General features: G+C 57.5%; 21 protein-coding genes. 6 read left to right on the top strand and 15 right to left on the bottom strand.

Annotated elements, in window-relative coordinates; all coding sequences use genetic code 11:
* Positions 1-129: 129 nt before the first annotated feature.
* The 4 genes from AC2FEB_RS10370 to xdhA are packed head-to-tail and all read right to left on the bottom strand — an operon-like array spanning position 130 to position 6,454.
* Positions 130-1,731, bottom strand: a complete 1,602-nt coding sequence (locus AC2FEB_RS10370; RefSeq protein WP_496672715.1) for a xanthine/uracil/vitamin C permease — start codon at positions 1,729-1,731, stop codon at positions 130-132.
* Between the two features lie 43 nt (positions 1,732-1,774).
* The gene (gene xdhC / locus AC2FEB_RS10365) at positions 1,775-2,653 is read right to left on the bottom strand and encodes a xanthine dehydrogenase accessory protein XdhC (RefSeq protein ID WP_496884017.1); all 879 of its coding nucleotides are present in this window, start codon (positions 2,651-2,653) and stop codon (positions 1,775-1,777) included.
* 3 nt (positions 2,654-2,656) lie between these two features.
* Complete coding sequence (xdhB, locus tag AC2FEB_RS10360) at positions 2,657-4,975, bottom strand: xanthine dehydrogenase molybdopterin binding subunit (protein ID WP_496672721.1); 2,319 nt, start codon at positions 4,973-4,975, stop codon at positions 2,657-2,659.
* A gap of 15 nt (positions 4,976-4,990) precedes the next feature.
* On the bottom strand, positions 4,991-6,454 hold the full coding sequence (gene xdhA, locus AC2FEB_RS10355; protein WP_496672724.1) for a xanthine dehydrogenase small subunit: 1,464 nt from the start codon (positions 6,452-6,454) through the stop codon (positions 4,991-4,993).
* Positions 6,455-6,608: 154 nt separating this feature from the next.
* On the opposite strand from xdhA, the gene AC2FEB_RS10350 reads away from it, so the two are divergent.
* Positions 6,609-7,511, top strand: a complete 903-nt coding sequence (locus tag AC2FEB_RS10350) for a LysR family transcriptional regulator (protein ID WP_117873814.1) — start codon at positions 6,609-6,611, stop codon at positions 7,509-7,511.
* Positions 7,512-7,567: 56 nt separating this feature from the next.
* Here the strand turns inward: AC2FEB_RS10350 and AC2FEB_RS10345 are convergent, their stop codons facing one another.
* Positions 7,568-8,800, bottom strand: coding sequence for a urate hydroxylase PuuD (locus AC2FEB_RS10345; RefSeq protein ID WP_496672727.1), 1,233 nt, complete (start codon positions 8,798-8,800; stop codon positions 7,568-7,570).
* Positions 8,801-8,901: 101 nt separating this feature from the next.
* On the opposite strand from AC2FEB_RS10345, the gene AC2FEB_RS10340 reads away from it, so the two are divergent.
* Complete coding sequence (locus AC2FEB_RS10340) at positions 8,902-9,822, top strand: LysR family transcriptional regulator (RefSeq protein ID WP_117873810.1); 921 nt, start codon at positions 8,902-8,904, stop codon at positions 9,820-9,822.
* Between the two features lie 5 nt (positions 9,823-9,827).
* Here the strand turns inward: AC2FEB_RS10340 and uraH are convergent, their stop codons facing one another.
* A complete protein-coding gene (uraH, locus tag AC2FEB_RS10335; RefSeq protein ID WP_117873808.1) occupies positions 9,828-10,181 on the bottom strand; it encodes a hydroxyisourate hydrolase in 354 nt (117 codons plus the stop codon).
* Between the two features lie 128 nt (positions 10,182-10,309).
* On the opposite strand from uraH, the gene puuE reads away from it, so the two are divergent.
* The 3 genes from puuE to AC2FEB_RS10320 are packed head-to-tail and all read left to right on the top strand — an operon-like array spanning position 10,310 to position 13,700.
* The gene (gene puuE / locus AC2FEB_RS10330; RefSeq protein WP_496672732.1) at positions 10,310-11,740 is read left to right on the top strand and encodes an allantoinase PuuE; all 1,431 of its coding nucleotides are present in this window, start codon (positions 10,310-10,312) and stop codon (positions 11,738-11,740) included.
* Entirely contained in the window at positions 11,737-12,222 is a 486-nt protein-coding gene (locus AC2FEB_RS10325; protein WP_496672735.1) for an ureidoglycolate lyase, read from the top strand. Before puuE ends, AC2FEB_RS10325 begins: the two co-directional genes overlap by 4 nt.
* 53 nt (positions 12,223-12,275) lie before the next feature.
* Complete coding sequence (locus AC2FEB_RS10320; RefSeq protein WP_299897373.1) at positions 12,276-13,700, top strand: uracil-xanthine permease family protein; 1,425 nt, start codon at positions 12,276-12,278, stop codon at positions 13,698-13,700.
* A gap of 166 nt (positions 13,701-13,866) precedes the next feature.
* Here AC2FEB_RS10320 and bhcD read toward each other — a convergent pair whose 3' ends face one another.
* The 4 genes from bhcD to bhcA all read right to left on the bottom strand — a co-directional run bounded on the left by bhcD (position 13,867) and on the right by bhcA (position 18,298).
* A complete protein-coding gene (gene bhcD / locus AC2FEB_RS10315) occupies positions 13,867-14,832 on the bottom strand; it encodes an iminosuccinate reductase BhcD (protein WP_496672738.1) in 966 nt (321 codons plus the stop codon).
* A gap of 116 nt (positions 14,833-14,948) precedes the next feature.
* Entirely contained in the window at positions 14,949-16,112 is a 1,164-nt protein-coding gene (gene bhcC, locus AC2FEB_RS10310; protein WP_496672741.1) for a 3-hydroxy-D-aspartate aldolase BhcC, read from the bottom strand.
* A 27-nt stretch (positions 16,113-16,139) separates the two neighbouring features.
* Entirely contained in the window at positions 16,140-17,108 is a 969-nt protein-coding gene (gene bhcB, locus AC2FEB_RS10305; protein WP_496672744.1) for a beta-hydroxyaspartate dehydratase BhcB, read from the bottom strand.
* Positions 17,108-18,298: an L-aspartate--glyoxylate aminotransferase BhcA gene (gene bhcA / locus AC2FEB_RS10300; RefSeq protein ID WP_496672747.1), complete on the bottom strand. Its 1,191-nt coding sequence runs from the start codon at positions 18,296-18,298 to the stop codon at positions 17,108-17,110. Before bhcA ends, bhcB begins: the two co-directional genes overlap by 1 nt.
* 169 nt (positions 18,299-18,467) lie before the next feature.
* Here bhcA and bhcR point away from each other — a divergent pair, with 169 nt between their 5' ends.
* Complete coding sequence (bhcR, locus tag AC2FEB_RS10295; RefSeq protein WP_496672750.1) at positions 18,468-19,316, top strand: HTH-type transcriptional regulator BhcR; 849 nt, start codon at positions 18,468-18,470, stop codon at positions 19,314-19,316.
* On the opposite strand, the gene AC2FEB_RS10290 is transcribed toward bhcR, so the two are convergent.
* The 5 genes from AC2FEB_RS10290 to AC2FEB_RS10270 all read right to left on the bottom strand — a co-directional run bounded on the left by AC2FEB_RS10290 (position 19,297) and on the right by AC2FEB_RS10270 (position 24,291).
* Positions 19,297-20,166, bottom strand: a complete 870-nt coding sequence (locus AC2FEB_RS10290) for a bifunctional allantoicase/(S)-ureidoglycine aminohydrolase (protein WP_299897355.1) — start codon at positions 20,164-20,166, stop codon at positions 19,297-19,299. The two genes, bhcR and AC2FEB_RS10290, sit on opposite strands and share 20 nt — an antisense overlap.
* A 324-nt stretch (positions 20,167-20,490) precedes the next feature.
* Positions 20,491-21,624 carry an N-acetylglucosamine-6-phosphate deacetylase gene (gene nagA / locus AC2FEB_RS10285; RefSeq protein ID WP_496672753.1) on the bottom strand — a complete coding sequence of 378 codons (1,134 nt, stop codon included), beginning with the start codon at positions 21,622-21,624 and terminating at the stop codon, positions 20,491-20,493.
* Positions 21,621-22,649, bottom strand: a complete 1,029-nt coding sequence (locus AC2FEB_RS10280) for an SIS domain-containing protein (protein ID WP_496672756.1) — start codon at positions 22,647-22,649, stop codon at positions 21,621-21,623. The genes nagA and AC2FEB_RS10280 overlap by 4 nt, the downstream gene beginning before the upstream one ends.
* A 12-nt stretch (positions 22,650-22,661) precedes the next feature.
* Positions 22,662-23,417 carry a GntR family transcriptional regulator gene (locus tag AC2FEB_RS10275; protein ID WP_117873786.1) on the bottom strand — a complete coding sequence of 252 codons (756 nt, stop codon included), beginning with the start codon at positions 23,415-23,417 and terminating at the stop codon, positions 22,662-22,664.
* On the bottom strand, positions 23,404-24,291 hold the full coding sequence (locus AC2FEB_RS10270; RefSeq protein ID WP_496884016.1) for a glucosamine kinase nucleotide-binding domain-containing protein: 888 nt from the start codon (positions 24,289-24,291) through the stop codon (positions 23,404-23,406). Before AC2FEB_RS10270 ends, AC2FEB_RS10275 begins: the two co-directional genes overlap by 14 nt.
* Positions 24,292-24,375 lie beyond the last annotated feature (84 nt).

Raw genomic sequence — 24,375 nt, 5'->3', positions numbered from 1 at the left:
GCCGTCGCCCGGAGAAAGGCGAGAGAAAGATCAGCAAGCTGTCGCAGAGCAATCTCTGCCTCGCGAACGACCTTGATTGAACGGGACTGGAAGGTTTTTGGGGCAGCCGTGCGACTGCCCCGCTGTCGATCAGGCTTGTTGAGCGGGTGAATCGTCATCGATGAGATCGGGCTCATCCGGTACGATGATACGATGTTCGAGATCCTCTTTAGGTGCGAACATCGGGTAGACATAGAGGAATGCGCCGATGATCAGATAGCCGATGGTTATCCCGTCGAACTGAGGCATCTGTAGCGTGTAGGAATGGATGATGCCGATCGAAGACATCAGCCCACCTGCGACGGCAAACGCGCCGGCCATCCGGAAGCGTCCGTCAATCACATCGGCCACGATGGCGCCCCAGACCAGCCCGGTGATGATCGCCCCCTGACTCAGGGCAAGGTGTCCCTCGTAATGAGCCCCTTCCATGAGAAGGGCCGAGGTCAGATTTGCATCTCCCAAAGACGGCAGCCCTTCGACACCGCTGCTGCGCAGGGCGTTCATCAAAGATCCCCATTTGACCATCAGGAAGGCCGAGATATGGGGCAGGATCGCAAAGGATACCGCAGCCATGTGCATCGGTTTGACAGCCCATGCCGTGTTGGTGATCAGGCTGACTGAGACAAAGACCAGTACTGGTGCAGCTGCGGCGATCGGGATAAGGCCAGCAAGGAACGACAGGAATCCAAGGAAGGCGGCGGCGGCAATTACAACGGCCACACCGACAATATACCCCGCATGCGCATCCAATCGTTTATAGGCCGGATGGCCGATGTACACGGTTGTCGGGAATGGCGACCCAAACAGAGCACCCAGCATCGTGCCCGCGCCGTCCGTGACCTGGCACAGCCCAACCGGGTAGTGATCCCCCGCGGCCTCGGCCGATTCCACGTTGTTCATGGTTTCGATGAAGTTGTATATCTGCACCGGAATCAGCACCAGAAACAGCTCAGGGTTGGCGAAAAGGTATTGCACGCCGGCAATTAGGTCCCCGATGTAAGGGATTGGCGGGTAGAACCCGATGCCGCTGACATCAATCCTTGACTCACCAAGGATGATGGCAATCACCGTACCAGCGGCAATTGCAACCAGACCGGCCGGTACGTTGCCGGGAAGACGGAAGCGCCCGATCAGACCCCAAAGGATAAACAGCAGCGATGTAAAGCCGATGACGGGGTTCTCGAACACTTCGGCCAGCGGGACGGAGCCGATGAAAACCAGAGCGATCCCGCAAAGCGTTCCCAGCATTCCTGCGCGGGGCGTGATCTTCTTGAGGTATGGCCCCACGATTGCGCCTAACGCCGCAACAATGCCGCCCATGAATCCGGCTCCGATACCGACTTGCCAAGCCAGCATCGGATCGTTGGTTGCCCAATAGATGGGACCGATCACACCGAACAGGTAGACGAACATTACCGGCGTCGAGATGCCGTAGGGCAACGCGGTTACGTCTTTACCTTGAGAATTTGCCGCCCATTTGGCGAGGTATGTGTAGACCGCGACACCGGCCAAAATCGCGATGGCGGCGCCGGGTACGATGCGGCCAAAGACGATTTCCGCTGGCATTTGGAACACGAACTGGCAGACCCCCGACAGGATTAGCAGGTTTACAAGGTTGTCCGTGAACAACGCCCAGAAAGCGCTGAAGTCGCTGCGGGTAAACAGCTTGTATTCATAGGTCCTCCCGTCCATGACGGTCTCCTCCTCTGATATGACCGGGTTGGCCCGACGGGTGTCAGGCCGATCTCCCTTTCCGGTCGTGATGGTGGGCCCGCAGGGGCGCCTGGTTTGCCCCGGTCAGGGCGGCCGCGGCAGTTTCAGAGGTCAATTCAGCCATCACTTCGGCCGCCACGAAGGCGGCGATGACGCTGGGCCGCTTGTCGCGGCTACCGCTTGCCCCGATGGGGCAATTCAGTTGTTCGACGGATAGTCCGTCACAGTGTTTCTGCGCCCAGTTCCTGAGCTTTACCTGCTTTGTTGCGGAACCGATCATCCCCACATAAGCGGCATCCTTTCGTTCCAGCGCGGCGGTCGTCAGCAGGAAATCCAATCCGTGATCATGGGTCAGAACGATAAAGGCGCTGCCTTCGGGTGCGCGCCAGATTTCGGCTTCGGGGATTGCACTGACCCGGGTTTCGACATTTGCGGTGCAAAGCTCAATCTCTTCGGGCCGGGTGTCGACGAGGATGCAGCACACCGGCAGGTACTGAAGCAGATTGGCCAGAGCCCGACCAACGTGGCCCGCGCCCATGACGTAGACTTTGGGCAAAGCGTCTTCGCGCCGGGCGGCGCGTTCTTTTGCCGCCCGTTTGTCTGAGGCCCGCATGCGGGTCAGTTTCAGTTCGACCCTGCCACCGCAGCATTGCCCGATTTCCGGGCCCAGAGGCACATCCATGTCCCGATGCAACGCTCCATCACGCAGCATGTCCCGCGCGGCGTTGATGGCAATAAACTCCAATTGCCCACCGCCAATGGTTCCCCACAACGATCCGGGTGCCACGAACATCTCTGTTCCCTCATTGCGCGGCGAAGACCCGCGTACACGCGTCAACGCAACGCGGATCACACAAAGCTGCGCGGAAAGAAATTCGCTCAGAGAACGCGGTGCTGCCATAGTTCAGGGCCCCGCTTGCAACCGCGCAACGGCCATCAGGACGCGTTCGGGCGTGGCCGGTGCGTCGAGGCGCGGGCATTCCCGGTAATCAGCAACAGAAGCCACGGCCATCGACAACGCCTCGAACACCGAGATACCGAGCATAAACGGCGGCTCGCCAACAGCCTTGGAGCGTTTGATGGTCAGTTCCCGGTTTTCCGACCAATCGGCGAGGTTCACATTGAAGATGCGCGGGCGGTCTGATGCGAGTGGGATTTTGTATGTTGATGGGGCATGGGTGCGCAGACGACCGGCATCGTCCCACCAAAGCTCTTCGGTGGTCAGCCATCCCATCCCCTGAATAAAGGCGCCTTCGACCTGACCTTTGTCCAGCACAGGGTTCAGCGAATGTCCGACGTCGTGCAGTAGATCCGTCCGATCCACGTGGTATTCACCGGTCAGAGTATCAATTGTGACTTCCGAACAGGACGCACCATAGGCGAAGTAATAGAACGGGCGGCCTTGCCCCTTGGCTCGGTCCCAATGGATTTTTGGTGTCTTGTAGAACCCGGCCGCCGACAGTTGTACGCGCGCCAGATAGGCCTGTTTGATGAATGCATCGAAGGCCAGAACGTCTTGGCCGATTTGCACCTGATTGGCGTGGAATGCGACTTCCTCAGGAGCGACTTTCCAGTTTTCAGCAGCGAACTTCACCAGACGTTCCTTGATCTGTTCGACCGCGTTCAACGCTGCCATGCCATTCAGGTCGGTCCCGCTGGACGCCGCAGTGGCCGAGGTGTTGGGAACCTTCTCGGTCGTTGTCTTGGTAATCTTGATCCGGTTGAAATCGACCTGGAAGGCCTCGGCGACGACCTGAGCAATCTTGGTGTTCAGGCCCTGGCCCATTTCAGTGCCGCCGTGGTTCAGGTGGATTGATCCGTCATTGTAGACGTGCACCAGCGCGCCGGCCTGATTGTACCAGGTCGCGGTGAAGGAAATGCCGAACTTGACCGGGGTCAGCGCGATGCCTTTTTTCAGAACCGGCGATGTCTTGTTGAACGCGATGATATCCTGACGGCGCTGGCGGTATTCCGATGTTTCTTCCAACTCTCCCACCAGCCGGTCGAGAATGCTGTCTTCGACTTCCTGGTGGTACGGGGTCACGTTGCGGTCCGTGGCGCCGTAGAAATTCGCCTTGCGAACATCCAACGGGTCCTGCCCCGTGGCATAGGCGATCTCTTCGATCATCCGTTCCGCCGCGATCACGCCCTGCGGGCCGCCAAACCCCCGAAACGCGGTATTCGACACGGTGTTGGTTTTCATCGGGTGGCTGTTCAGGCGTACATTCGGATAGAAATAGGCGTTGTCGGCGTGAAATAGCGCCCGGTCGGTGACAGGGCCCGACAGGTCTGCCGAAAAGCCACAGCGCGCAGCAAAACTGCCTTCGACCGCCTGAATGCGGCCCTCGTCGTCAAATGCGACATCATAGTCGATCACGAAGTCGTGGCGTTTGCCGGTTGCGGTCATGTCCTGATCCCGGTCGGGGCGGATTTTGACGGCGCGGTTCCACTTTTTGGCAGCCATGGCCGCCACTGCGCAGAACAGGTTCATCTGGCTTTCCTTGCCGCCAAATCCCCCACCCATGCGACGGACATTGACCACGACCGCATTGGACGGCACCCCAAGGACATGCGCCACCATATGCTGTGCCTCGGACGGGTGCTGGGTCGAGCAATGCACCACCACATCGTCGTCTTCGCCCGGAATCGCAAAGGCGATGTGACCTTCAAGGTACATGTGATCCTGACCGCCAACGCTCATCCGGCCTTTGACCCGGTTGGGCGAGGCCGCCTGAGCCGGTGCGACGTCTCCGCGCTCCAGCTTGAGGGGCGCTGTGACATGCGGATAGCCTGCTTTCTTTGCTGCAATCGGATCCAGCGCATGGGGCAGGGTTTCGAAGTCGATCTTTGCCCGTTCCGCAGCGCGGCGCGCGATGTCGCGGGATTCGGCAACCACCGCAAACAACGGCTGGCCGTGGAATTGAATGGCGTCGGTCGGGAAAACAGGTTCGTCGTTCAGATGTGTCGGGCTGATATCATTGGCCCCCGGCACATCATCAGCGGTCAGCACACCGATCACGCCGGGTGTGGCGAGAACATCAGTGAAATCGATGTTCACGATCTTGGCGTGTGCGACGTCTGACACGCCGAGATACGCGTGCAGCGCGCCTTCTGGCAGCGCAATGTCGTCTGTGTAATCGGCCTGCCCGGTGACGTGCTTGATCGCGCTGTCGTGGATTACGTTGGTATGGGCCGATCCAATGATGGAAACGTTGTCTTTCATGTTTTCGTCTCCTGATCAGGCACAAGCCAGTTGAACGGGGATGTCGGTTTGGCTGTCCTTTTCAAGGAAGAACCGACGCAGCAGGTTCTGGGCAGCGAGCATTCGGTAGTCAGATGATGCGCGCCAATCGGTGAGAGGCGAGAAATCCTCGGCCAGTGCTTCAGCGGCAGCTTCAAAGCCTTCGCGTGCCCATGGCTGACCGTTCAGCGCCGCCTCGGCTTTCGATGCGCGCTTTGGCGTGGCAGCCATGCCGCCGAACGCGATACGGACATTGTTGATGATGCCGTCCCTGACGGTCATGTGGATGCCAGCGGCCACGGAAGAGATATCCTCGTCACGGCGCTTGGAAACCTTGTAAGCCGCGTTCAGATCATTGGGCCCGGGCAGGGGCACGCGGATGCTTTCTACAAACTCGTCGGAACGGCGGTCCTGCTTGCCGTAATCGATGAAGAAGTCCTCAAGCGGCAGCGTCCGGCTTTCGGTGTTACGGCGCAGCGAGATTTCGGCGCAAAGCGCGATAAGAACCGGTGGCGTGTCCCCGATGGGAGAGCCATTGGCGATGTTCCCGCCGACGGTTCCCATATTCCGCACCTGCCACCCTGCGATGCGATCCCAGTAGGAGGACAGGTGTGGCAGGTGTTCAGACAGGAGGTCCTGGCAATCGGTGTAGCTGGCGCCGGCACCGATCAGGAGGAGGGACCCCTGTCTTTCAACTGTTTTCAGGTCTTCGAGATGACCGGTGAAGATGGCGGGGCCAATGTCGCGCAGGAACTTGGTCACCCAAAGGCCCACATCGGTGGCTCCGGCCACGATCGTGGCGTTTGGATAAGCTTGCAGACATGCGGCAAGATCATCAACGCTGGACGGGAGAATGCTCAGGTTGTCTTCAGGACCGGACACCACGCGCCGCCCGTCTTTCAGGGCCGCCAGGCGCGCCGTCATGGTTTCGCGTTCGGTGTTCAGATGGTCAGAAGCCGGGGTGCCGTAGCGGCTGACGGCAATGGCCGCTCGGATGATAGGCTCATACCCTGTGCAGCGGCACAGATTACCCTGCAATGCGGTTTGAACCTGCACTTCGGTTGGTTCCGGAGTTTGCATCCAAAGCGCATAGAGGGCCATGACGAAGCCTGGCGTGCAGAACCCGCACTGGCTGCCATGATGATCGACCATGGCTTGTTGAACCGGGTGCAGTCGGCCTTCAGGTCCGGTCAGGTGTTCAACCGTCACGACATGACAGCCGTCGACAGAGGCAAGAAACCGGATACAGGCATTGACCGGAGCATAGTGCAGGCCCGTGCGCCCAAGCCGTCCGACAAGCACGGTGCACGCGCCACAGTCGCCTTCGGCGCAGCCTTCTTTCGTTCCTGTCAGTCGACGTTCCAGGCGCAGGAAATCGAGAAGTGTCTGGCCTGCTGAGACGTTTGGGACGGAGACATCCTTGCCGTTCAGGACAAATCGGATGTGGGTGCGATGCGTCATGGAATTCTCCCTCTGCCCTGCCTTCCGGAGGGCGGTCACTGGAACCATAGGTGCAAAGATTGAGTCGGAAAATCGCCGCAAACGGCAAATACTTTCAACATATCGTTGAAAAAGATAGGGCCATGACGCATTCTTTCGCTGCTGGGAGGTTCCAATGTCTTACATCGAAAGTCTGCGTGTTTTTGTCCGAGTGATGGAACTGGGCAGCATCACGTCTGGCGGGCGTGATCTTCGGTTGACCCCGGCGGTGGCCAGCAAACGGTTGAAAGAGCTTGAAAACCATCTGGGTGTACGGCTGTTCAACAGAACGACCCGGTCGATGACACCAACCGAAGTGGGGACGGTTTTCTACGATGAAGCCAAGGCGGTCCTGCTGGCGCTTGATCACGCTGAAGCGCGTGTCGCCAGCTTTTCCGACGCGCCTCGGGGGGCCATCCGCATCACCGCGCCTTTGGGTGTCGGGCGCAGAATCGTTGCGCCACTTGTCCCGGAATTCTCTGATCGCTACCCGGAAACAGAGATTCGCATGCGTTTGTCCGACCGTAAGGTGGACATTCTGGCCGACGGTCTGGACATAGCCTTTTTCATTGGTGAGCCCGGTGATTCAACCATGAAACTGCGGAAGTTCGCGGATTGTGATCGTGTTCTGTGCGCTTCGCCCGATTACTTGTCGCAGTTTGGCACGCCCAAAACACCAGACGATTTGTTGCACATGCCCCATAACTGCCTGTTGCTGCGTTATCCAAGGTCTCCGGAATACTACTGGACGCTCCGCACTGATATGGGTCCGCGAAAACTTGAAGTTCGCGGTAAATACGACGCGGATGATGGTGATGTACTGACAGACTGGGCCTTGGCGGGCAGGGGGATCGTCAACAAGCCGCGCTTTGACGTACGGGAGTTTCTAAAGGATGGGCGACTGGTCGAAGTCCTGCCCGAGACGCCCCCATTGCCAACGATTTTCGGATGTCTTTATCCGCACAAAAAGCTGCAAGACCCCAAGGTGCGTCTGTTTGTCGAACACATCGCGCAGCACAGCAAACGCTTTTTCGCATAAAGAAAAAAAACCGGGCTTACGACCCGGTTAACAATCTTCGTTTTGCGCGCAGGCGTCTATTGGTCTCTGACCTCACGCACCCATGCGATGATGGTTTGGCGTGCCTCTTCATCCATTTGCACTGCAGATGGTGGTGGCATTGCATGGCTGATGCCGGCTTGCAGATAGATTTGGTCGGCGTTGCGGGCGACATCGCCGGGTGTCTCAAGATAAACCTTCTTCGGGGCCCGTTTCATGGTGCCGTACACCGGCTCGCGGGCGTGGCACATCGAGCAATTCCCCAAGACCGTGTCATAGGCGTTTTCGAAGCCCGCGGCTGACGCAAATTTCTGTTCGTATGGCGTCAGGTCACGCGCTTCGGCGTCCTCCCATGTCTCAGTGTTTCTCACCGAAGACAGCCAGGCGATCACGACCATTAGCAGAACCGTCACCCCCCAAGTCCAGTGCGGGCCTTTCCCGGTTGCATGCATCGAGTTGAAGTAGTGACGGATGGTGACGCCCGTCAGAAAGATCAGGCTGGCGATGATCCAGGAATACTCGGTGCCGAAAGCAAGCGGATAGTGGTTCGACAGCATCAGGAAAACGACCGGCAAAGTCAGGTAGTTGTTATGCGTGGATCGAACCTTGGCGATCTTGCCGTATTTGGCATCAGGCGTCCGACCGGCCTTGAGGTCTTCGACCACAATCCTTTGGTTCGGCATGATCTGAAAGAACACGTTGGCCGTCATGATTGTCGCAGTGAAGGCGCCAAGATGCAAAAGCGCGGCGCGACCGGTGAAGATCTGGTTGTAACCCCACGACATGATCACCAGGATCACGAACAACAGCAGCATTAGAACGGTCGGGTGATCACTCAGCTTCGATTTGCACATCTGGTCGTAGAGCAGCCAGCCAATGGTCAGCGATCCGCCAGAAATCAGGATCCCCTGCCACAGCGCCAGGTCCACTTTGGTCGGATCAAGCAGGAACAACTCGCCCCCGACCCAATATATGATCATGAGCAACGCCGCGCCCGACAGCCAGGTCGTGTAACTCTGCCATTTGTGCCAGGTCAGGTGCTCGGGCATGCGCGAGGGCGCAACCAGATACTTGACGGTGTGGTAGAAACCGCCGCCATGTACTTCCCATTCTTCGCCGTAGGCCCCGTCCGGCAAGGCAGGGTTTGGCTTCAACATGAGGTCCAGCGCGATAAAGTAGAATGACGCACCAATCCACGCCATCGCGGTGATCACATGCAGCCAACGGACGGAAAAGGCGATCCACTCCCACATTACGGCCAAGTCATACATGGCTTTGCTCCTAAGATTCTATAGTTCCGGTTACTCTATGCGAGTGTGTTTTGTTCTGGTATTGCTGGTAAAGACCAAGCAGTATCAAAAAATGCAAAAAAATGTCCTACCTTGATAACATCAGAACCTTTGTCCGGGTCTACGAACTGGGCAGCATGTCTGCCGCGGGCCGTGATTTGAGGGTTTCGCCAGCTGTTACGTCGGCGCGTATATCGCAATTGGAAGAGCATCTTGGCGTGCGTTTGTTCCAACGCACGACACGCAGCCTGACGCCCACCGAGCAGGGGAAATCTTTCTATCGTGGCGCAGCAGAGATTCTAGAAGCAGTCGAAAGTGCCGAAGCCCAGATCGTCAATCTTACCGAGAACCTGAAAGGGTCACTCTATGTCGCCGCGCCCCTGGGAGTTGGGCGTCGGTTGATAGCACCGCAGGTCCCAAAGTTTCTTGCCGAGTACCCCGAGGTGAACGTCAGGCTGAGGCTGACGGACCGAAAGGTTGATCTGACAACCGAGGGTCTGGACCTGGCTTTTTTCCTAGGTCAGCCAGAAGACAGCAACTTGCGTATTCGCAAGATCGCCGATGTCGAAAGGGTGCTTTGTGCATCTCCGAAATACATCAAAAAACGTGGGATGCCCGAAAGCGGCGACGCGTTAATCGCTGATGAGCACGAGTGTCTCAATTTGCGGTTCCCCGGCGCGACCGAGTTTCAATGGCTCTTGAGGACCGATGCGGGGCCAAAACGGTTCCGGGTTTCCGGACGTTTCGAGTCAGACGACGGCGACGTGCTGACAGACTGGGCGCTTGGCGGGCATGGCATCGCGTTGAAGCCGAAATTTGAGATTGCGCAGCATCTCAAGGCGGGAAATCTGGTTCCGGTGGCAGAGAAGACGCCGCCGGAACCAATTCAGATGGCATGTCTGTTTACGCACCGCCGTATGCAGGACCCCAAAACGCGGCTTTTCATGGAATTCATAATAGAACGCATCGGGTCGTCGATTGCGGCAGCAAATACGTCCCGGTAGGATGCTCAGCTGCCGCGATAGGTCGCGTATCCGAAGGGTGAAAGCAGCAGAGGCACGTGATAATGCGAGTGTTCGGACATTCCAAAGCGGATCGGGATGACGTTCAGAAAGCGTGGGTTTTCAGGCGGTGTGCCAGAGGCATCAAGGTAATCTCCGGCATGGAAGACAAGTTCGTATTCACCTGTTGAAAACTCTGCCTCGGGCAGAATTTGTTTGTCGGTCCTGCCGTCGTCATTGGTGACCAGAGTTTTCAGCAACTCGCGGTTTGCACCTTCAATGCGGAACAGTTCGATCTTCAATCCTTCGGCGGGACACCCTCGCGCCGTATCCAGAACATGTGTTGTAAGGTAACCGGTCATTTGCGCTACTCCTCAAGTTATACAGTTACTAGTCTGTTTTCGCCCCAAGGGGCAAAGGCAGTCTGTGGGAAGCTGCTTTCAGTATTTTTTGAAAAACATATTTGATTATCTGGGGTATTGATCAACTCATGAAGAAGGAAACCGATGTGAAGCCTTATCCACGAGACATGACCGGTTACGGTGGGCAAGTTCTCAAAGTAAACTGGCCGGCCAATGCCAAAATCGCAATTCAGATCGTGCTGAATTACGAAGAGGGCGGTGAAAACAACGTTCTGCACGGCGATGCCGCATCCGAAGCGTTTTTGTCCGAGATCACCGGAGCCGCCCCTTGGCCGGGGCAACGGCATTGGAACATGGAATCGATCTACGAATACGGCAGCCGCGCGGGGTTCTGGCGCGTGCATCACCTTCTGCAGGATCTGCCTGTTACAGTCTATGGCGTTGCAACCGCCTTGGCCCGTGCTCCTTCTCAGGTTGCGGCGATGAAGCACGCAGGATGGGAGATAGCCAGCCACGGTTTGAAATGGATTGAACACAAGGACATGGACGCCGAAGAAGAGCGCGCCCAGATCCGCGAAGCAATCCGGCTGCACACAGAGGTTACGGGTCAGCCGCCCCGTGGTTGGTATACGGGCCGCTGTTCGATGAAAACGGTCGAACTGGCCGCCGAGGAAGGCGACTTTGCCTATATCGCCGACAGCTACGCTGACGATCTGCCATACTGGACCAAGGCAGGGGGCAAGGATCAACTGATCATGCCCTATACACTGGACTGCAACGATATGCGCTTTGCAATCCAGGCTGGATTCACCAATGGGGAACAGTTCGAAAGCTATCTGAAAGACAGCTTTGACATGCTCTATGCCGAAGGTGAGGCGGGCGCGCCCAAGATGCTTTCGATCGGGTTGCACTGCCGTCTGATTGGTCGCCCAGGTCGTGCCATGGCGCTGAAACGCGCACTTGACTACTTCAGGAAACACGACGGTGTCTGGTTCGCAACGCGCGAGCAGATTGCCGATCATTGGGCCAAGGAACACCCACCTGTGCAAGGTTTGACCCCGTCCGAAATGGATCGACCAACCTTTGTGTCAGAATTCGGTGGCGTGTTCGAGCACAGCCCGTGGATTGCCGAAGGTGCGTATGAACTGGAATTGGGCCCGACGCATGACAATGCTGCTGGTGTCCACAACGCGCTGGCGCGTATATTCCGTTCTGCCTCGTCCGAGCAGCGCCTTGGCGTTCTGACAGCCCACCCGGACCTGGCGGGCAAGCTGGCCGCCGCCGGCCGCCTGACCAAGGAAAGTACTGCGGAACAGGCCGGTGTGGGCCTGGACATGCTGACCGATGAAGAGCGCGCGACGTTCACGGCGTTGAACGAAGCCTACACAACCAAGTTTGGCTTTCCCTTCATCATCGCGGTCAAGGACAACACGAAAGCCAGCATTCTGGAAGCCTTTCGCCGTCGTATCGACAATGACCGTGACAGGGAATTTGCCGAAGCCTGCCTTCAGGTTGAGCGCATTGCCGAATTGCGGCTGATTGAGAAGTTCGGGGAATGACGGCTGTCTTGAAGCTCCGACCTTTGACGCCAGAGGCATTTGCACCTTTCGGCGATGTCATCGAGGCGGCTGGCCAGGTGGACAAACTTATTAATCAGGGTAAATGCGCGCGCTATCACGACCGGGCCGCGTTGGATTTCCATGATGGGCACGCGGGTATCAGCGTGTTTCAGTCCGAAGTCTTCTGCTTGCCGATCAAATTGGAAATGGTGGAACGTCATCCTGATGGCAGCCAGGCCTTTTTGCCTTTGTCGGATAAACCTTTTGTCGTGGTTGTGGCCCCGGATGAAGACGGCACGCCGGGACAGCCAATCGCCTTCAAAACAGCGCCCGGACAGGGTGTGAATTATCATCGCAACACTTGGCATGGCGTTCTGACCCCGCTTCATGCGCCCGGACTTTTTGCGGTGGTCGACCGAATTGGATCCGGGCCCAACCTCGAAGAGCATTGGTTCGAGGAGGCTTTTGAAATCACAGAATGAGGTGCGTTGCCGGATGAGGAGCCGGCTGCGAACTTCAAGGGAGGAAAGACCAAATGTCAGATGCATCCATCGGAACGCCGGAACAACTCCGCGATCCGAATTATACTCCGCCGCTGCTAAAGGCGGTGCCACTGGGAATTCAGCATGTACTGGCGATGTTCGTGTCAAACGTCACGCCAGCCATTATCGTTTGTGGTGCAGCTGGTTTCGGTTTTGGCTCGAACAGCCCCGATTTCCCGCAGATGATCTATATGATCCAGATGTCGATGTTCTTTGCGGGTGTCGCCACGTTGTTTCAATCTGTTGGCATGGGCCCGGTCGGTGCCCGGCTGCCTATCGTGCAGGGAACATCGTTTGCCTTTATCCCGATCATGATTCCACTGGTGGTGGGGAAGGGCGTTGACGCCATTGCCGTCCTGATGGGCGGGGTTGTTGTCGGTGGTTTGTTTCACGCCTTCCTTGGGCTGTTCATTGGACGCATTCGTTTTGCTCTTCCGCCACTGGTTACGGGCCTTGTGGTGACCATGATTGGCTTGGCACTTGTGAAGGTCGGCATTCAGTATGCCGCGGGGGGTGTTCCTGCGATTGGGACCGAGGAATACGGCTCGGGTCTGAACTGGTTCATGGCCGGAACTGTAATCGTGGTCACGCTTGGCCTGAAATTCTTTACACGGGGCATGCTGTCCGTGTCGGCTGTTCTGATCGGTCTGCTGGTCGGATACGCCGTGGCGTTCCTACTTGGCCAGGTCCACCTGGGCAACGTCGGGAACGCGGCATCCTTTGCGCTGCCGAACCCGTTGCATTTCGGTATTGAATTCTCGGCAGCGGCCATCATCGGTTTCTGTGCAATGTCCTTTGTTTCCGCAGTTGAAACCGTTGGGGACGTATCCGGTATCACCAAAGGGGGCGCTGGGCGAGAAGCAACCGACAGGGAAATTCAGGGCGCGACCTATGCTGATGGTCTTGGCACTGCGATCTCTGGCCTGTTTGGAGCGCTGCCAAACACGTCGTTCAGTCAGAATGTCGGATTGATTGCGATGACCGGCGTCATGAGCCGAATGGTCGTGACCATCGGTGCGGTTTTCCTGATCGTATGCGGGCTTATTCCCAAAATCGGGGCGATAATCTCGTCCATTCCGATTGAGGTTCTCGGTGGGGGCGTGATCGTGATGTTCGGCATGGTTGTGGCGGCAGGTGTCTCGATGCTGTCGGACGTGAACTGGAACCGGCGCAACATGGTGATTTTTGCAATCGCCCTGAGTCTTGGGCTGGGTTTGCAGCTGGAACCCAACGCGTTGCAATACTTGCCCGGCACATTGAAGGTTCTGGCGACATCAGGAATCCTGCCCGCCGCCGTCATCGCCATTGTATTGAATCTTGTTCTTCCCGAAGAACTTTCCGACGAAGCGACGGAAGAGGTCTCGGGCGGCATGGCCGGTCATGGTCTTGGGTCCATCGAGCAAGACGACCACGTCTGATGCGTTCGACCTGATACACTGATCGTCCTGGAAAAAACATGAAGCGGCGCGCCTTGGCGCGCCGCGTTTCATTGTTTTGTCACCATTTAATGGAGATCTGCTGTCAAAAGCTCTTCGCCCAAAAGGACCGCCGAGACAATGCCCAAGGAGGTGTTGCCGTTCGGCTTCAGAAATCGACCTCGATCGCGATCCCTTTCCGAACGGCGAGGTCAACCACGGACGCGGCGACCGCAAGATCTTGAAGGCCCACACCCGTGCCATCGAACAGCGTGATCTGATTCTCCGATATCCGGCCCGGATTGGTGCCGTTGATGACCGCGCCAAGCTGCGCCACATCGCTTTCTTGGATCAGGCCTTCGGCCACGGCGTGCTGCGCTTCGCCGATGCTGACGGATTGCGCGACTTCGTCCGTGAACACGCTCGCCTTGGCCAGAAGGGCGGTTTCAACTTCCTGTTTTCCTTTTGTGTCCGTGCCCATGCAGGCGATATGAGTTCCGGGGCTGACATGGTTCGCCATCAGTGAGGGTGCAAAGGCCGAAGTGATCGAAATAATCACATCCGCCTCAGTCATTTCGTCAAGCTTGACCGCCTGGAACGGAACACCTGCTTCATTGGCGACCTTTTCGATATTCGGCAGCATTTCGGGGTGGTAGTTCCAACCAATGACCTTGTCAAAATCGCGCTGCTCCAATGCCGCGCGAAGCTGAAAGGCTGCCTGGTGGCCAGCGCCAATCATGCCTATGACCCTGGCGTCCGTACGTGCGAGATGCTTGATCGATACCGAAGATGCTGCCGCCGTTCGAAGGGCCGTCAGAAGGTTGCCGCCGACCATCGCAGATGGCTTGCCAGTGTCGGGGTCGAAAAGAAAAACCGTGGACTGGTGGTTGATCAGCCCGCGTTTTTCCAGATTGTTTGGCCAATAGCCGCCCGCCTTCAGTCCAAGCGTCAGGCCAGCGCGGTCAAATCCCCCCTTGAAGCCGTATAGTGCATCTTCGTGCCCGATGGCTTCACGCACGACAGGGAAGTTGTAGGCGTCGCCGGACGCCATTGCAGCAAAGACCTGTTCGACCGCGTCAAAAGCCGCTTGTCGGGTCATAAGGTCAGCGATCTCACGCTCGGGTACGATCAGCATTTCTTTCTCCAATCAAACATTCGTGCGCCCGCGTGCCCCTGCCGGAAGGAGAGCATACACGCGGGCGGCTGTCTGGCTGTTTCCGAGCCAGCCCTCCCAAACAGAGCAAGTTCAGATCAATAAGCGCGTCCGCGGGCGGACACGGGCCAGACAGTCTCGACCTTGCCGTTGCGAACACCGACATACCAATCGTGTACATTTGCGGTTGGGTCGCAGTGTCCCGGAACCAGCTTGAGCTTGTCGTTGATCTTCAGCGCACCGTTCGGATCCATGACGATGCCGTGTTCGTCCGAACATTTGATGTATTCGACATCGTCGCGGCCAAAGACAACCGGCAGGCCGCTGTCCACCGATTGAGCCTTGAGGCCTGCATCGACGATCGCCTTATCCGCCTTGGTGTGGCTCATGACGCTGGTCAGAATGAAGAAGGCGTTTTCCCACTCGCCCTGATCGATCCGGTTTCCATCCTTGTCCAGGATGCGGCCGTAATCGGCATCCATGAACGCGTAGGACCCGCATTGCAGTTCGTTGTACACGCCCGAGTTGGACTCGAAGTAGTATGAACCGGTGCCACCGCCCGAGACCAAATCGCACTCGATGCCTTCAGCTTTGAGGCCCTCGACGGCGTCTTTCACCATGGCGATGGCGGTGTCGAGCTTTTCCTTGCGCGCTTCATAGCTGTCAAGGTGCTGCATGGCCCCCTGGTAGGCCTGGATCCCGGTGAACTTCAGGTTGTCAGCAGCTTCTACTGCTTTGGCAATCTCGATCACTTCCGGGGTCGTTGTCACGCCGCAACGCCCGGCACCGCAGTCGATCTCGATAAAGACTTCCAGCTGTGTTCCATGATCCACCGCCGCGCCGGAAAGGTCTGCAACGTTGTCCAGATCGTCGACGCAAACGATGATGCGGCTGCCCAGCTTTGGCAGGCTGGCAAGACGGTCGATCTTGGCGGGGTCACGCACCTGGTTCGACACCAGAACGTCCTTGATGCCACCGCGCACGAACACTTCGGCCTCTGAAACTTTCTGGCAGCAAACGCCAACGGCGCCTCCGATCTTCTCCTGCAACTTGGCCACGTCTACCGATTTGTGCATTTTTCCATGCACGCGGTGCCGCATGCCATGCGCCCTGGCATAGTCGCCCATCTTCTTGATGTTGCGTTCTAGCGCGTCGAGATCCAGAATCAGGCTGGGAGTCTGGATATCTGCTTCATCCATTCCGGGCTTGGCCGGAATGTCAAAGCCTACTTCGAAATTGTCGAGATTGGTCATATCTTTCATTTCCGTATTCCTATGTCGGGATTGATGTTACGCGTTCAGCCAGGGCAGCTTGTCCAGATCGACATTGCCCCCGGTTATAATCAAGCCGACCCGCTTGCCTTTGAAAGCGTCCGGGTTTTTCAGGATCGTAGCCAGCGGAACGGCCGAAGATGGCTCCATCACGATCCGCAGGTGTTTCCACGTCAGTTTCATCGCGTCGATGATCTCTTGCTCGGAAGCCGTGTAGATTTCGGAGACGTGGTTCGACACGAAATGCCAGGTGAGGTCCTTGAGCGGAACCAGCAGCCCGTCGGCAATCGTCTTGGGTGCGTCATCCGCTATGATGTGGCCGGCCTTGAAGCTGCGATAGGCATCGTCGGCCTGTTCAGGTTCTGCGGCGATGATCGCGGTTTCTGGGGCCAGAGTAGACAATGTCAGGCAAGTGCCTGATACCATGCCGCCACCACCGATGGGGGCGACCACCGCGTCCAGACCATCGGTCTGTTCGATGAACTCGCGCGAGCAGGTGCCTTGCCCGGCTATCACGCGCGGATCATTGTAGGGGTGGACAAAATCCCCGCCCGTGGCGGCCTGAACCTCGGCAAACGTGGCCTCGCGCGACGAGGTTGAGGGCTCACATTCCGTGATCTTCCCACCATAGCGCCGCACCGTGTCTTTCTTGGCCTGCGGCGCTGTGCGTGGCATGACGACGTTGCACGGTATGCCCCGCTTCATCGCCGCATAGGACAGGCACGAGGCGTGGTTGCCCGAGGAATGGGTTGCAACGCCTTTCCTGGCTTGTTCGTCGTCAAGGCCAAACACGGCATTTGCTGCCCCACGCACCTTGAAGGCACCCGGTTCCTGAAAGTTCTCACATTTGAAGAACAGCTGCGCCCCGGCCAATTCATTCAGGTAGTCCGAGGTTCGGACCGGGGTACGGCGGATAAAGGGCTCGATCCGATTGTGGGCTTCGAGCATGTCCTCGTAGGTTGGGATGTACATGTTGCAGTCCTTCATCACGCAGCATCCTTCTGAACTGCGCCGGGATGACCGCGATAATATTCCTGCGCAGCCGCCACGCCGGAGCCCAGCTGGATGTTCATGCCCAGGTCGACCATGCACATTTCAGCGGTGGCAATCCCGGACAGAGCCATGACATCCGTCAGGCTGCCCAGATGTCCGATACGGAAAACCTTGCCTGCGACTTCACCAAGGCCGACACCGAAGGCAACGCCGTATTTTTCAGCGGCATGGGTGACTATACCCGTCGCATTGAAGCCGTTTGGCGTTCGGATCGCGCTGACGGTGTCAGAGTATACCGACGGGTTCGCCGCACAAAGGTCCAGCCCCCACGCACCCACGGCGGCACGCACTCCTTCGGCAATACGGTGATGCCGGGCAAAGACGTTTTCCAAACCTTCACTCAGCAACATATCGCAGGCCTGGTTGAGGCCATTCATCAAACCAACGGCAGGCGTATAGGGATAGGCGTTGTTGGCGTACCCCTGGGCCATGTCATGAACATCAAAGAAGGTGCGGGGCAGGGTGTCCGCCTTGGTCGCGTCCATTGCTCTCTGGCTAAACCCGACGATGGCAAGACCCGCAGGCAGCATGAACCCTTTCTGCGAACCCGTGACGGCCACGTCGACGCCCCATTCGTCAAAACGGAAATCCATGGACCCGATCGATGAAACACCATCGACGAACAGCATGGCAGGGTGACGGGCGGCATTCAGCGCCTTGCGTACAGCCGCAATATCCGATTTCACACCGGTTGCCGTTTCGTTGTGCGTGGCAAGAACAGCCTTGATTTCGTGGCTTGTGTCCGCGGTCAAAATCTCTTCGTAACGATCAGCTGGCAGCCCGTCGCCCCAAGGGGTTTCGACGATCTCGACATTCAGACCGTGACGCTGGCACATATCGATCCAGCGATGGCTGAACATGCCGTTGCGCGCTGCCAGAACCTTGTCACCGGCCGACAGGGTATTTGTCAGTGCGGTCTCCCAGCCTCCGGTTCCGGTCGACGGGAAGATGAAGATTTGGGCGCTGTTGCTCTTCAGGACTTTCTGAACGCCAGCACGCGCGGGGTGCAGGATTTGCCCGAACAGCGGCGAGCGATGGTCGATCGTGGGCATATCACAGGCCTTGCGCAGGCTTTCCGGGATGTTGGTCGGACCCGGGATGAAAACGGGGTTTTGAAAGCTCATGGATGGTCTCCTTCCGTCGTTGACCACACGATAAACACCCATCACTCAGTCTGATATATTTTTGAAAAAGACTTTCAAAACGCCACGCTTCGAATATAATTTATAATTGTCAGTGCCTTATATTTTTCATATGGTGAATTAGTCTTTCACGAATAATCAAAGGGTTTTTATGGATTCTCAAGACAATACTCGCGAAGTCCGCAGAAAAGCCCGTGGAAGACCAAGGGGATGGGACGACAAGACAACGCAAAACACGATCAAGTCTCTCGACCGTGCGATGGAAGTTTTTGAGTATTTGAGTGAAGCGCAGGGCAAGGCGTTAACCGCGCTATCCGACGAAATGGGCCAGTCGCCCGCCACAGTTTACCGAATACTCGTTACACTTGAGGGCAGGGGCCTTGTCGAGTTCGATCACTACGAGCAGGTCTGGCACATCGGTCCTCGTGCGTTCGTAATCGGCTCGCGCTTCCTGCGTCGCACCAGCCTTGTGGACCGGGCCCGACCCGTGATGCGAAAGCTGATGGAGGCCACCGGCGAGACCGCAAACCTGGGGGTCGAGAAAGAAGGAATGGTATTATTCCTGAGCCAGGTGGAAACCCATGCCAGCATTCGCGCGTTTTTCCCTCCGGGCACGCTTTCTCCGATGCACGCGTCGGGCATCGGGAAAGCTTTGTTGGCATATATGGATGAAGATCGGTTGGACCGGCTGTTGGCCAAGACAGAACTACAGGCCTTCACGGACAGGTCGATTACCAGCCCGACCGCGCTGAAAGAAGATCTTGCCATGGTTCGGGTACAAGGCTTCTCGATAGACAACGAAGAAAAGAACGCGGGAATGCGGTGCATTGCTGCGCCGGTCTTCGATACCAACCGAGAGGCGGTTGCCGGGATTTCAGTGTCCGGACCGACAAGTCGCGTCAGCGAAGTCGAGATTCAGCGACTAAGCCGCCCCGTCATCGAGGCGGCGCATCAGTTAACTCTGGCCATCGGCGGGACTATTACTCCGCCGCTGTCCTGAGACGCCGGTGCTGCGGGTAAGCGGCTGGACCTGGCCGCAGTGCCATATGGCGGTTCACGTCTTTGTATAGCAAGTAACGGAACTTACCCGGGCCACCTGCATAACAGGCCTGTGGGCAGAACGCGCGCAACCACATGTAATCGCCGGCCTCGACCTCTACCCAGTCATTGTTCAGCCTGTAAACGGCCTTTCCCTCAAGAACATACAGACCATGTTCCATCACATGTGTTTCAAGGAAAGGAATGACGGCGCCGGGCTCGAAAGTCACCACGGTCACGTGCATATCGTGCCGCAAGTCACTTGGGTCGACAAAGCGAGTCGTGGCCCATTTGCCGTCCGTTCCGGGCATCGGCGTCGGCGTGATCTCGTTTTCGTTGAGAACCAGAACGTCTGGGCGGTCAAGCCCTTCTACCGCTTCATAAGCCTTTCGAATCCAATGGAACCGCAGGATTTCGCCGCCTCGGTTTCGTAAGGTCCAATTGCATTCAGCGGGCAGGTAGGCATAGCCGCCGGGCGTCAGCTCATAGGTTGTGCCGTCGGCAGTCAAGGTCGCTGTGCCTTCGACCACGAACAAAACGCCTTCGGCTTCGGGATCGGTCTCGGGTCGGTCAGAGCCACCGCCGGGTTGAACTTCCATGATGTATTGCGAAAAGGTTTCTGCAAAGCCGCTTAGCGGGCGTGATATCACCCACAAGCGGGTGTCTTCCCAAAACGGCAGAAAACTGGTCACGATATCCCGCATCGTTCCCTTTGGGATCACTGCATAAGCGTCAGTAAATACGGCGCGGTCAGTCAGCAATTGCTCCTGACCAGGATGCCCACCGTGTGGCGAAAAATACTTGGCGGTCATGCATGCTCCTGAAAAATGTCCTATGTCTGAAATATGCGCTGAGAGATCGGTGCGGACCACCCGCAAAAAGGTGACAGCTCTATTCGCGAAGTTTTGAAAAATCAAAATTTGGCCGCCAGTAAACGCACGCAGCGCTGACATCGCGCACGCGCTGCACGACCGGTCGGATCAACGATGATTTGGGCCGGTTGACGCCGATCTTGTTATCAACCCGTCTCACGCCAGTTTGGTCCAGTCGGAAATCGGCTGAATGTTACGCGGGCTGGACGTTCGGTTCATCCGTTTCATTCTTGGAACATGCGATTTTGTCGGCTCCGGAAGTGATCAGGGTTGCACAGGTCTGACCCGGGACAAATCCGGGGAAATCAGTATCATCTGCGAGAGCGTTGGCTTTTGTCCTGTACTCTTGTCGGAAATCATCGCTAACGGAACGCTTGTTGCTGCTGCGAGTGCTTCTTGAAACGGGATCTCCGCTTGGTCCGTCAGAACCTGTACCGCTGTTGTCAGGCACAAATCGGCCCCGGCCAGAGTGCCATCCTCTAACGTCAGCCTGCCGTTTTCCCGCCGGATGGGGCGTCCTTCCAACTGAAACTCCGCCAGTGACGTGCCAGCGACCGCCATCGCATCGCTGACAAGAAAAATCCGGCCAGGTCCGCGCTTGGCGGCCCAGGCAATCCGCATTGTGTCGGGATGAACGTGGATACCATCCGCGATCAAGCCCGCCGATAGCGATCCGCAGGATAGCGCCGCGCCAACCAGTCCGGGTTCTCGGCTGCCAAGCTGGCTCATCGCATTGAACAGATGCGTTGCGCACTGCGCCCCGGCCCTTGAGAACGCCAGGCAGGTCTCAAAAGGCGCGTCCGTGTGGCCCAAAGAGACGATCACCCCCGCGCGCTTCAATGCTTCAACTTGTTGCAGTGTTGTACTTTCGGGCGCCAGCGTCACCATCAACGCAGGCAGGTGTTTTGCAGCATCGATCAAAGTTTCCAGGTCGGTTTGCCGCATCGGGCGGATCATCGCAGCATCATGTGCGCCCTTGCGCCGCTCAGACAGGTGAGGACCTTCCAGATGCAGGCCCGCAATACCGGAAACACCCGTCTGAACGGCCTTGATGGCGGAATCAATAGCGGCTCGGGTTTTCTCGGCCGTGTCAGTGATCAGGGTGGGCAGGATGCTCATCGCACCCAGCGCGCGATGAGCACGTGCGATTTGGGTCAGTGACTGAACCGATGGATCGTCGTTGAACATCACGCCACCACCGCCGTTCACCTGCAGATCAGCATAACCAGGGCTGAGGATGTCGCCATGCAGATCCTCGATCTGGTCGTCATGCGCTATCTGATCCAAGGGGACCAACGCATCCAACAGCCCGTTTCTGAACCGTGCGGCGTATCCTTCACGCAATTCAGTGCCATCGAAGATCGGGCCGCCCGCAAAGGTGATGGTAGAACTGGTCATACCGTTTCCGTTACTTTTTTCAGGTGGCGTGGTGTGTCCGGGTCAATCCCTCGTTGTGTGGCAACCTTCTCCACCATTCCATAAAACGACGCAATTGTTGGTATGGGGTCCGTCATCCAATGGGACGTTCGGACATGCGGCAGTTCTGTTGCGTGCTTCACGCGGCCGGTTGTGGCGAAAACCACAGCGCCTTTGGACGCCAGTGCGTCTGCAACTTCAGCCAGATTGTCCTCTGCTGCATCCCCGGACGACAAGGCAAGCACAGGAAAGCCCTGATCCACGATGGAAACAGGGCCGTGCAGAACCTCGGCTGCCGAATAGCTTTCCGCGTGAATCTGGCAGGTTTCCTTGAATTTCAACGCGGCTTCGTTGGAAATTGCCAAAGACATGCCGCGCCCCAGTGTAAACAAAGAGCGACCATCCACCGCGTCCGCCACGGCGCTCCAGTCGCAGGCGATTGCAGTCGACAAACTGTCCGGCAGCCCATGGATGGCGCGTAACAAATGATCATCGCGCTTCACCTGCGCAATCAACCACAACCCGGCGACCAGAGACGTCACGAATGTCTTCGTCGCCGCCACGCTCAGTTCGGGGCCCGCGTGAATTGGCAGCGTTGCCGTGGCTGCCTCGGCCAGTGCAGAGGCAGTGTTGTTCGTGATCGCGACCGAGTAAGCTCCGCCGGATGTGAGCGACTGCGTGAGTTGCACGATATCCGGGCTCTGGCCGGATTGTGAAACAGAGATGCAGATCGCATCCTCGCAGTGCATGTCGACACCGTAGATAGACTTGACCGACGGTCCGACCGAAGCCATCGGCAAGCCAAGTAGCAGTTCCGAGGCGTATTTCAGAAAGCTGCAGGCATGATCCGAGGATCCGCGCGCCACCGAGATCAGAAACCGCGGGTTGCGGGTCTGGATCTCGTTGGCGGTTTGCGCGATCAAATCTGCGCCCTCGGTCAGAAGGCGGTCTACGGCGTCGGGAATCTCATTGATCTCCTGCCGCATTTGAGTGGTTGTGTCAGACATTTTCCCAGGCTTTCAATTTGACAGGCGCAGCTCAGCCACGAAGTCATAGGCATCACCGCGGTAGATCGAGCGGGTCAATTCAGCGACCCGCCCGCTTTGCAGATATGAGGTGCGTTGAATCCGAAGCCCGGCCGTACCTTCCGCAACGTCCAGAAGCTCTGCCTCGGGCGCTTCAAGGTTGATCGCCGAGATTTTCTGGATAGCGCGCACCGGTCGCAGACCAGATTGTTCAAGAACAGAGTAAAGCGACCCCGTCACTTCAGTGGGGTTTGGCAGGATATCCAGCGGAAGGGCCGCTTTTTCCAACGCCATCGGGCGTCCTCCTGCCTCTCGCAGGCGGTAGATACGTGCAACCTGTTCGTTTGCCGACAAGCCCAATGCCATCATTTCTTCCGGGGATGGCAGGAAAATCCCACGCTCCAGCCATGTCGAGGTCGTCTTGAGCCCGCGCCGCTCCATGTCTTCGGTGAAAGATGTCAGGTGGGACAGCGACTGTTCAACTTTCGCCACGGGTTCCCGAACAAAAGAACCAGACCCCTGCCGTTGTTCGATTGCACCCTTGCGCACCAATTCATGAATGGCCTTGCGCACAGTCACACGCGACAGGTCGGTGATCTCGGCGATTTCTCTTTCGGGGGGCAGCGAACTGTTGGGAGGCAGGATACCGTCCTTAATCCCTTGTTCGAGGCGCTGACGGAGCTGTACATAGCGCGGGCCCGAGCTTTGCCCCAACCATCCTTCGGGCCGCAGGAAATCAGCTATGCTCATGTTCGATTTCCTCCAGATACGCCTGTGCCAATGCAAGTGCGCCGGACAGTGGATCGCCCGCAGGCTGGACCAGAACAGATTGCATGTCTGAAGGCAGGTGCGGCGCGTAAAGGGGGCCGATGCCCCCGGTCAGACAAATTGGCAGGCCAACGTTCCAGCCCATTTTCTTCATCACCTCGATCAGATAGTCCGCACCGTCCCGCAGGATTGATCTGGCCAAATCGTCCCCGCGATTGGAAAGCTCGGTCACAAGCGGGGCGAGGGCGCCAAAGTCAGATGGCGTCATGTCAGCGGCGGCCCGTACAATTCCCGCGGCATCGCCGAATCGAGACAGCAGATCCTGCGCCAATTCTGAAGGGCCGGTCATACCGTCTGTGTGCTCCAGCGTCTTGGCCAGCGCCCGTTTGCCAACCCATTGCGCGGAAGCCTGATCGCCCAGAACAGGACCCCATCCGCCGGCAAGCTTCATCACGCCACCCCTTTGCATTGCGACAAAAGAACCGGTGCCGCAATGTGCGACAAACCCGTCTCTGGCCCCCAATGCTCCGCGCAAAGCTGCTGCACGATCGTCTTCGATCCGAACGTGCTGAATTGGCAATGCCGCTGCGAGTTTTCTGGCGATCGCATCACCTGTTATCCCGGCCAAGCCCAGATAGGTGGGCGCTCGTGCAAGCTCCTCCGCCGAACGGCCCGTCTGAACTGCCAGAGCTTCCAGGCCACGCCGCAACTCGATGCAAGTAGCGTCGAAATCAGTAGACACGTTTGCCGCGCCAACTTCGACCCTGTGTGTTTTGCCATCAACAAAAGCGGCGACGCGGCAGCGCGTTCCACCCCCGTCGGCGGCCAGGAACATGAGTTTTGATGACTTTACCATATAAAGACCTTTATAATACCTTTTGTGTGTTTTGAAGTCCTAATTGCGACCAAAGCGGAGATTATCGCGCTAAAACGCCCAAAA

The organism is Ruegeria sp. YTSC106 (assembly GCF_059609765.1).
This window is presented reverse-complemented; position numbering and strand designations above follow the sequence as displayed.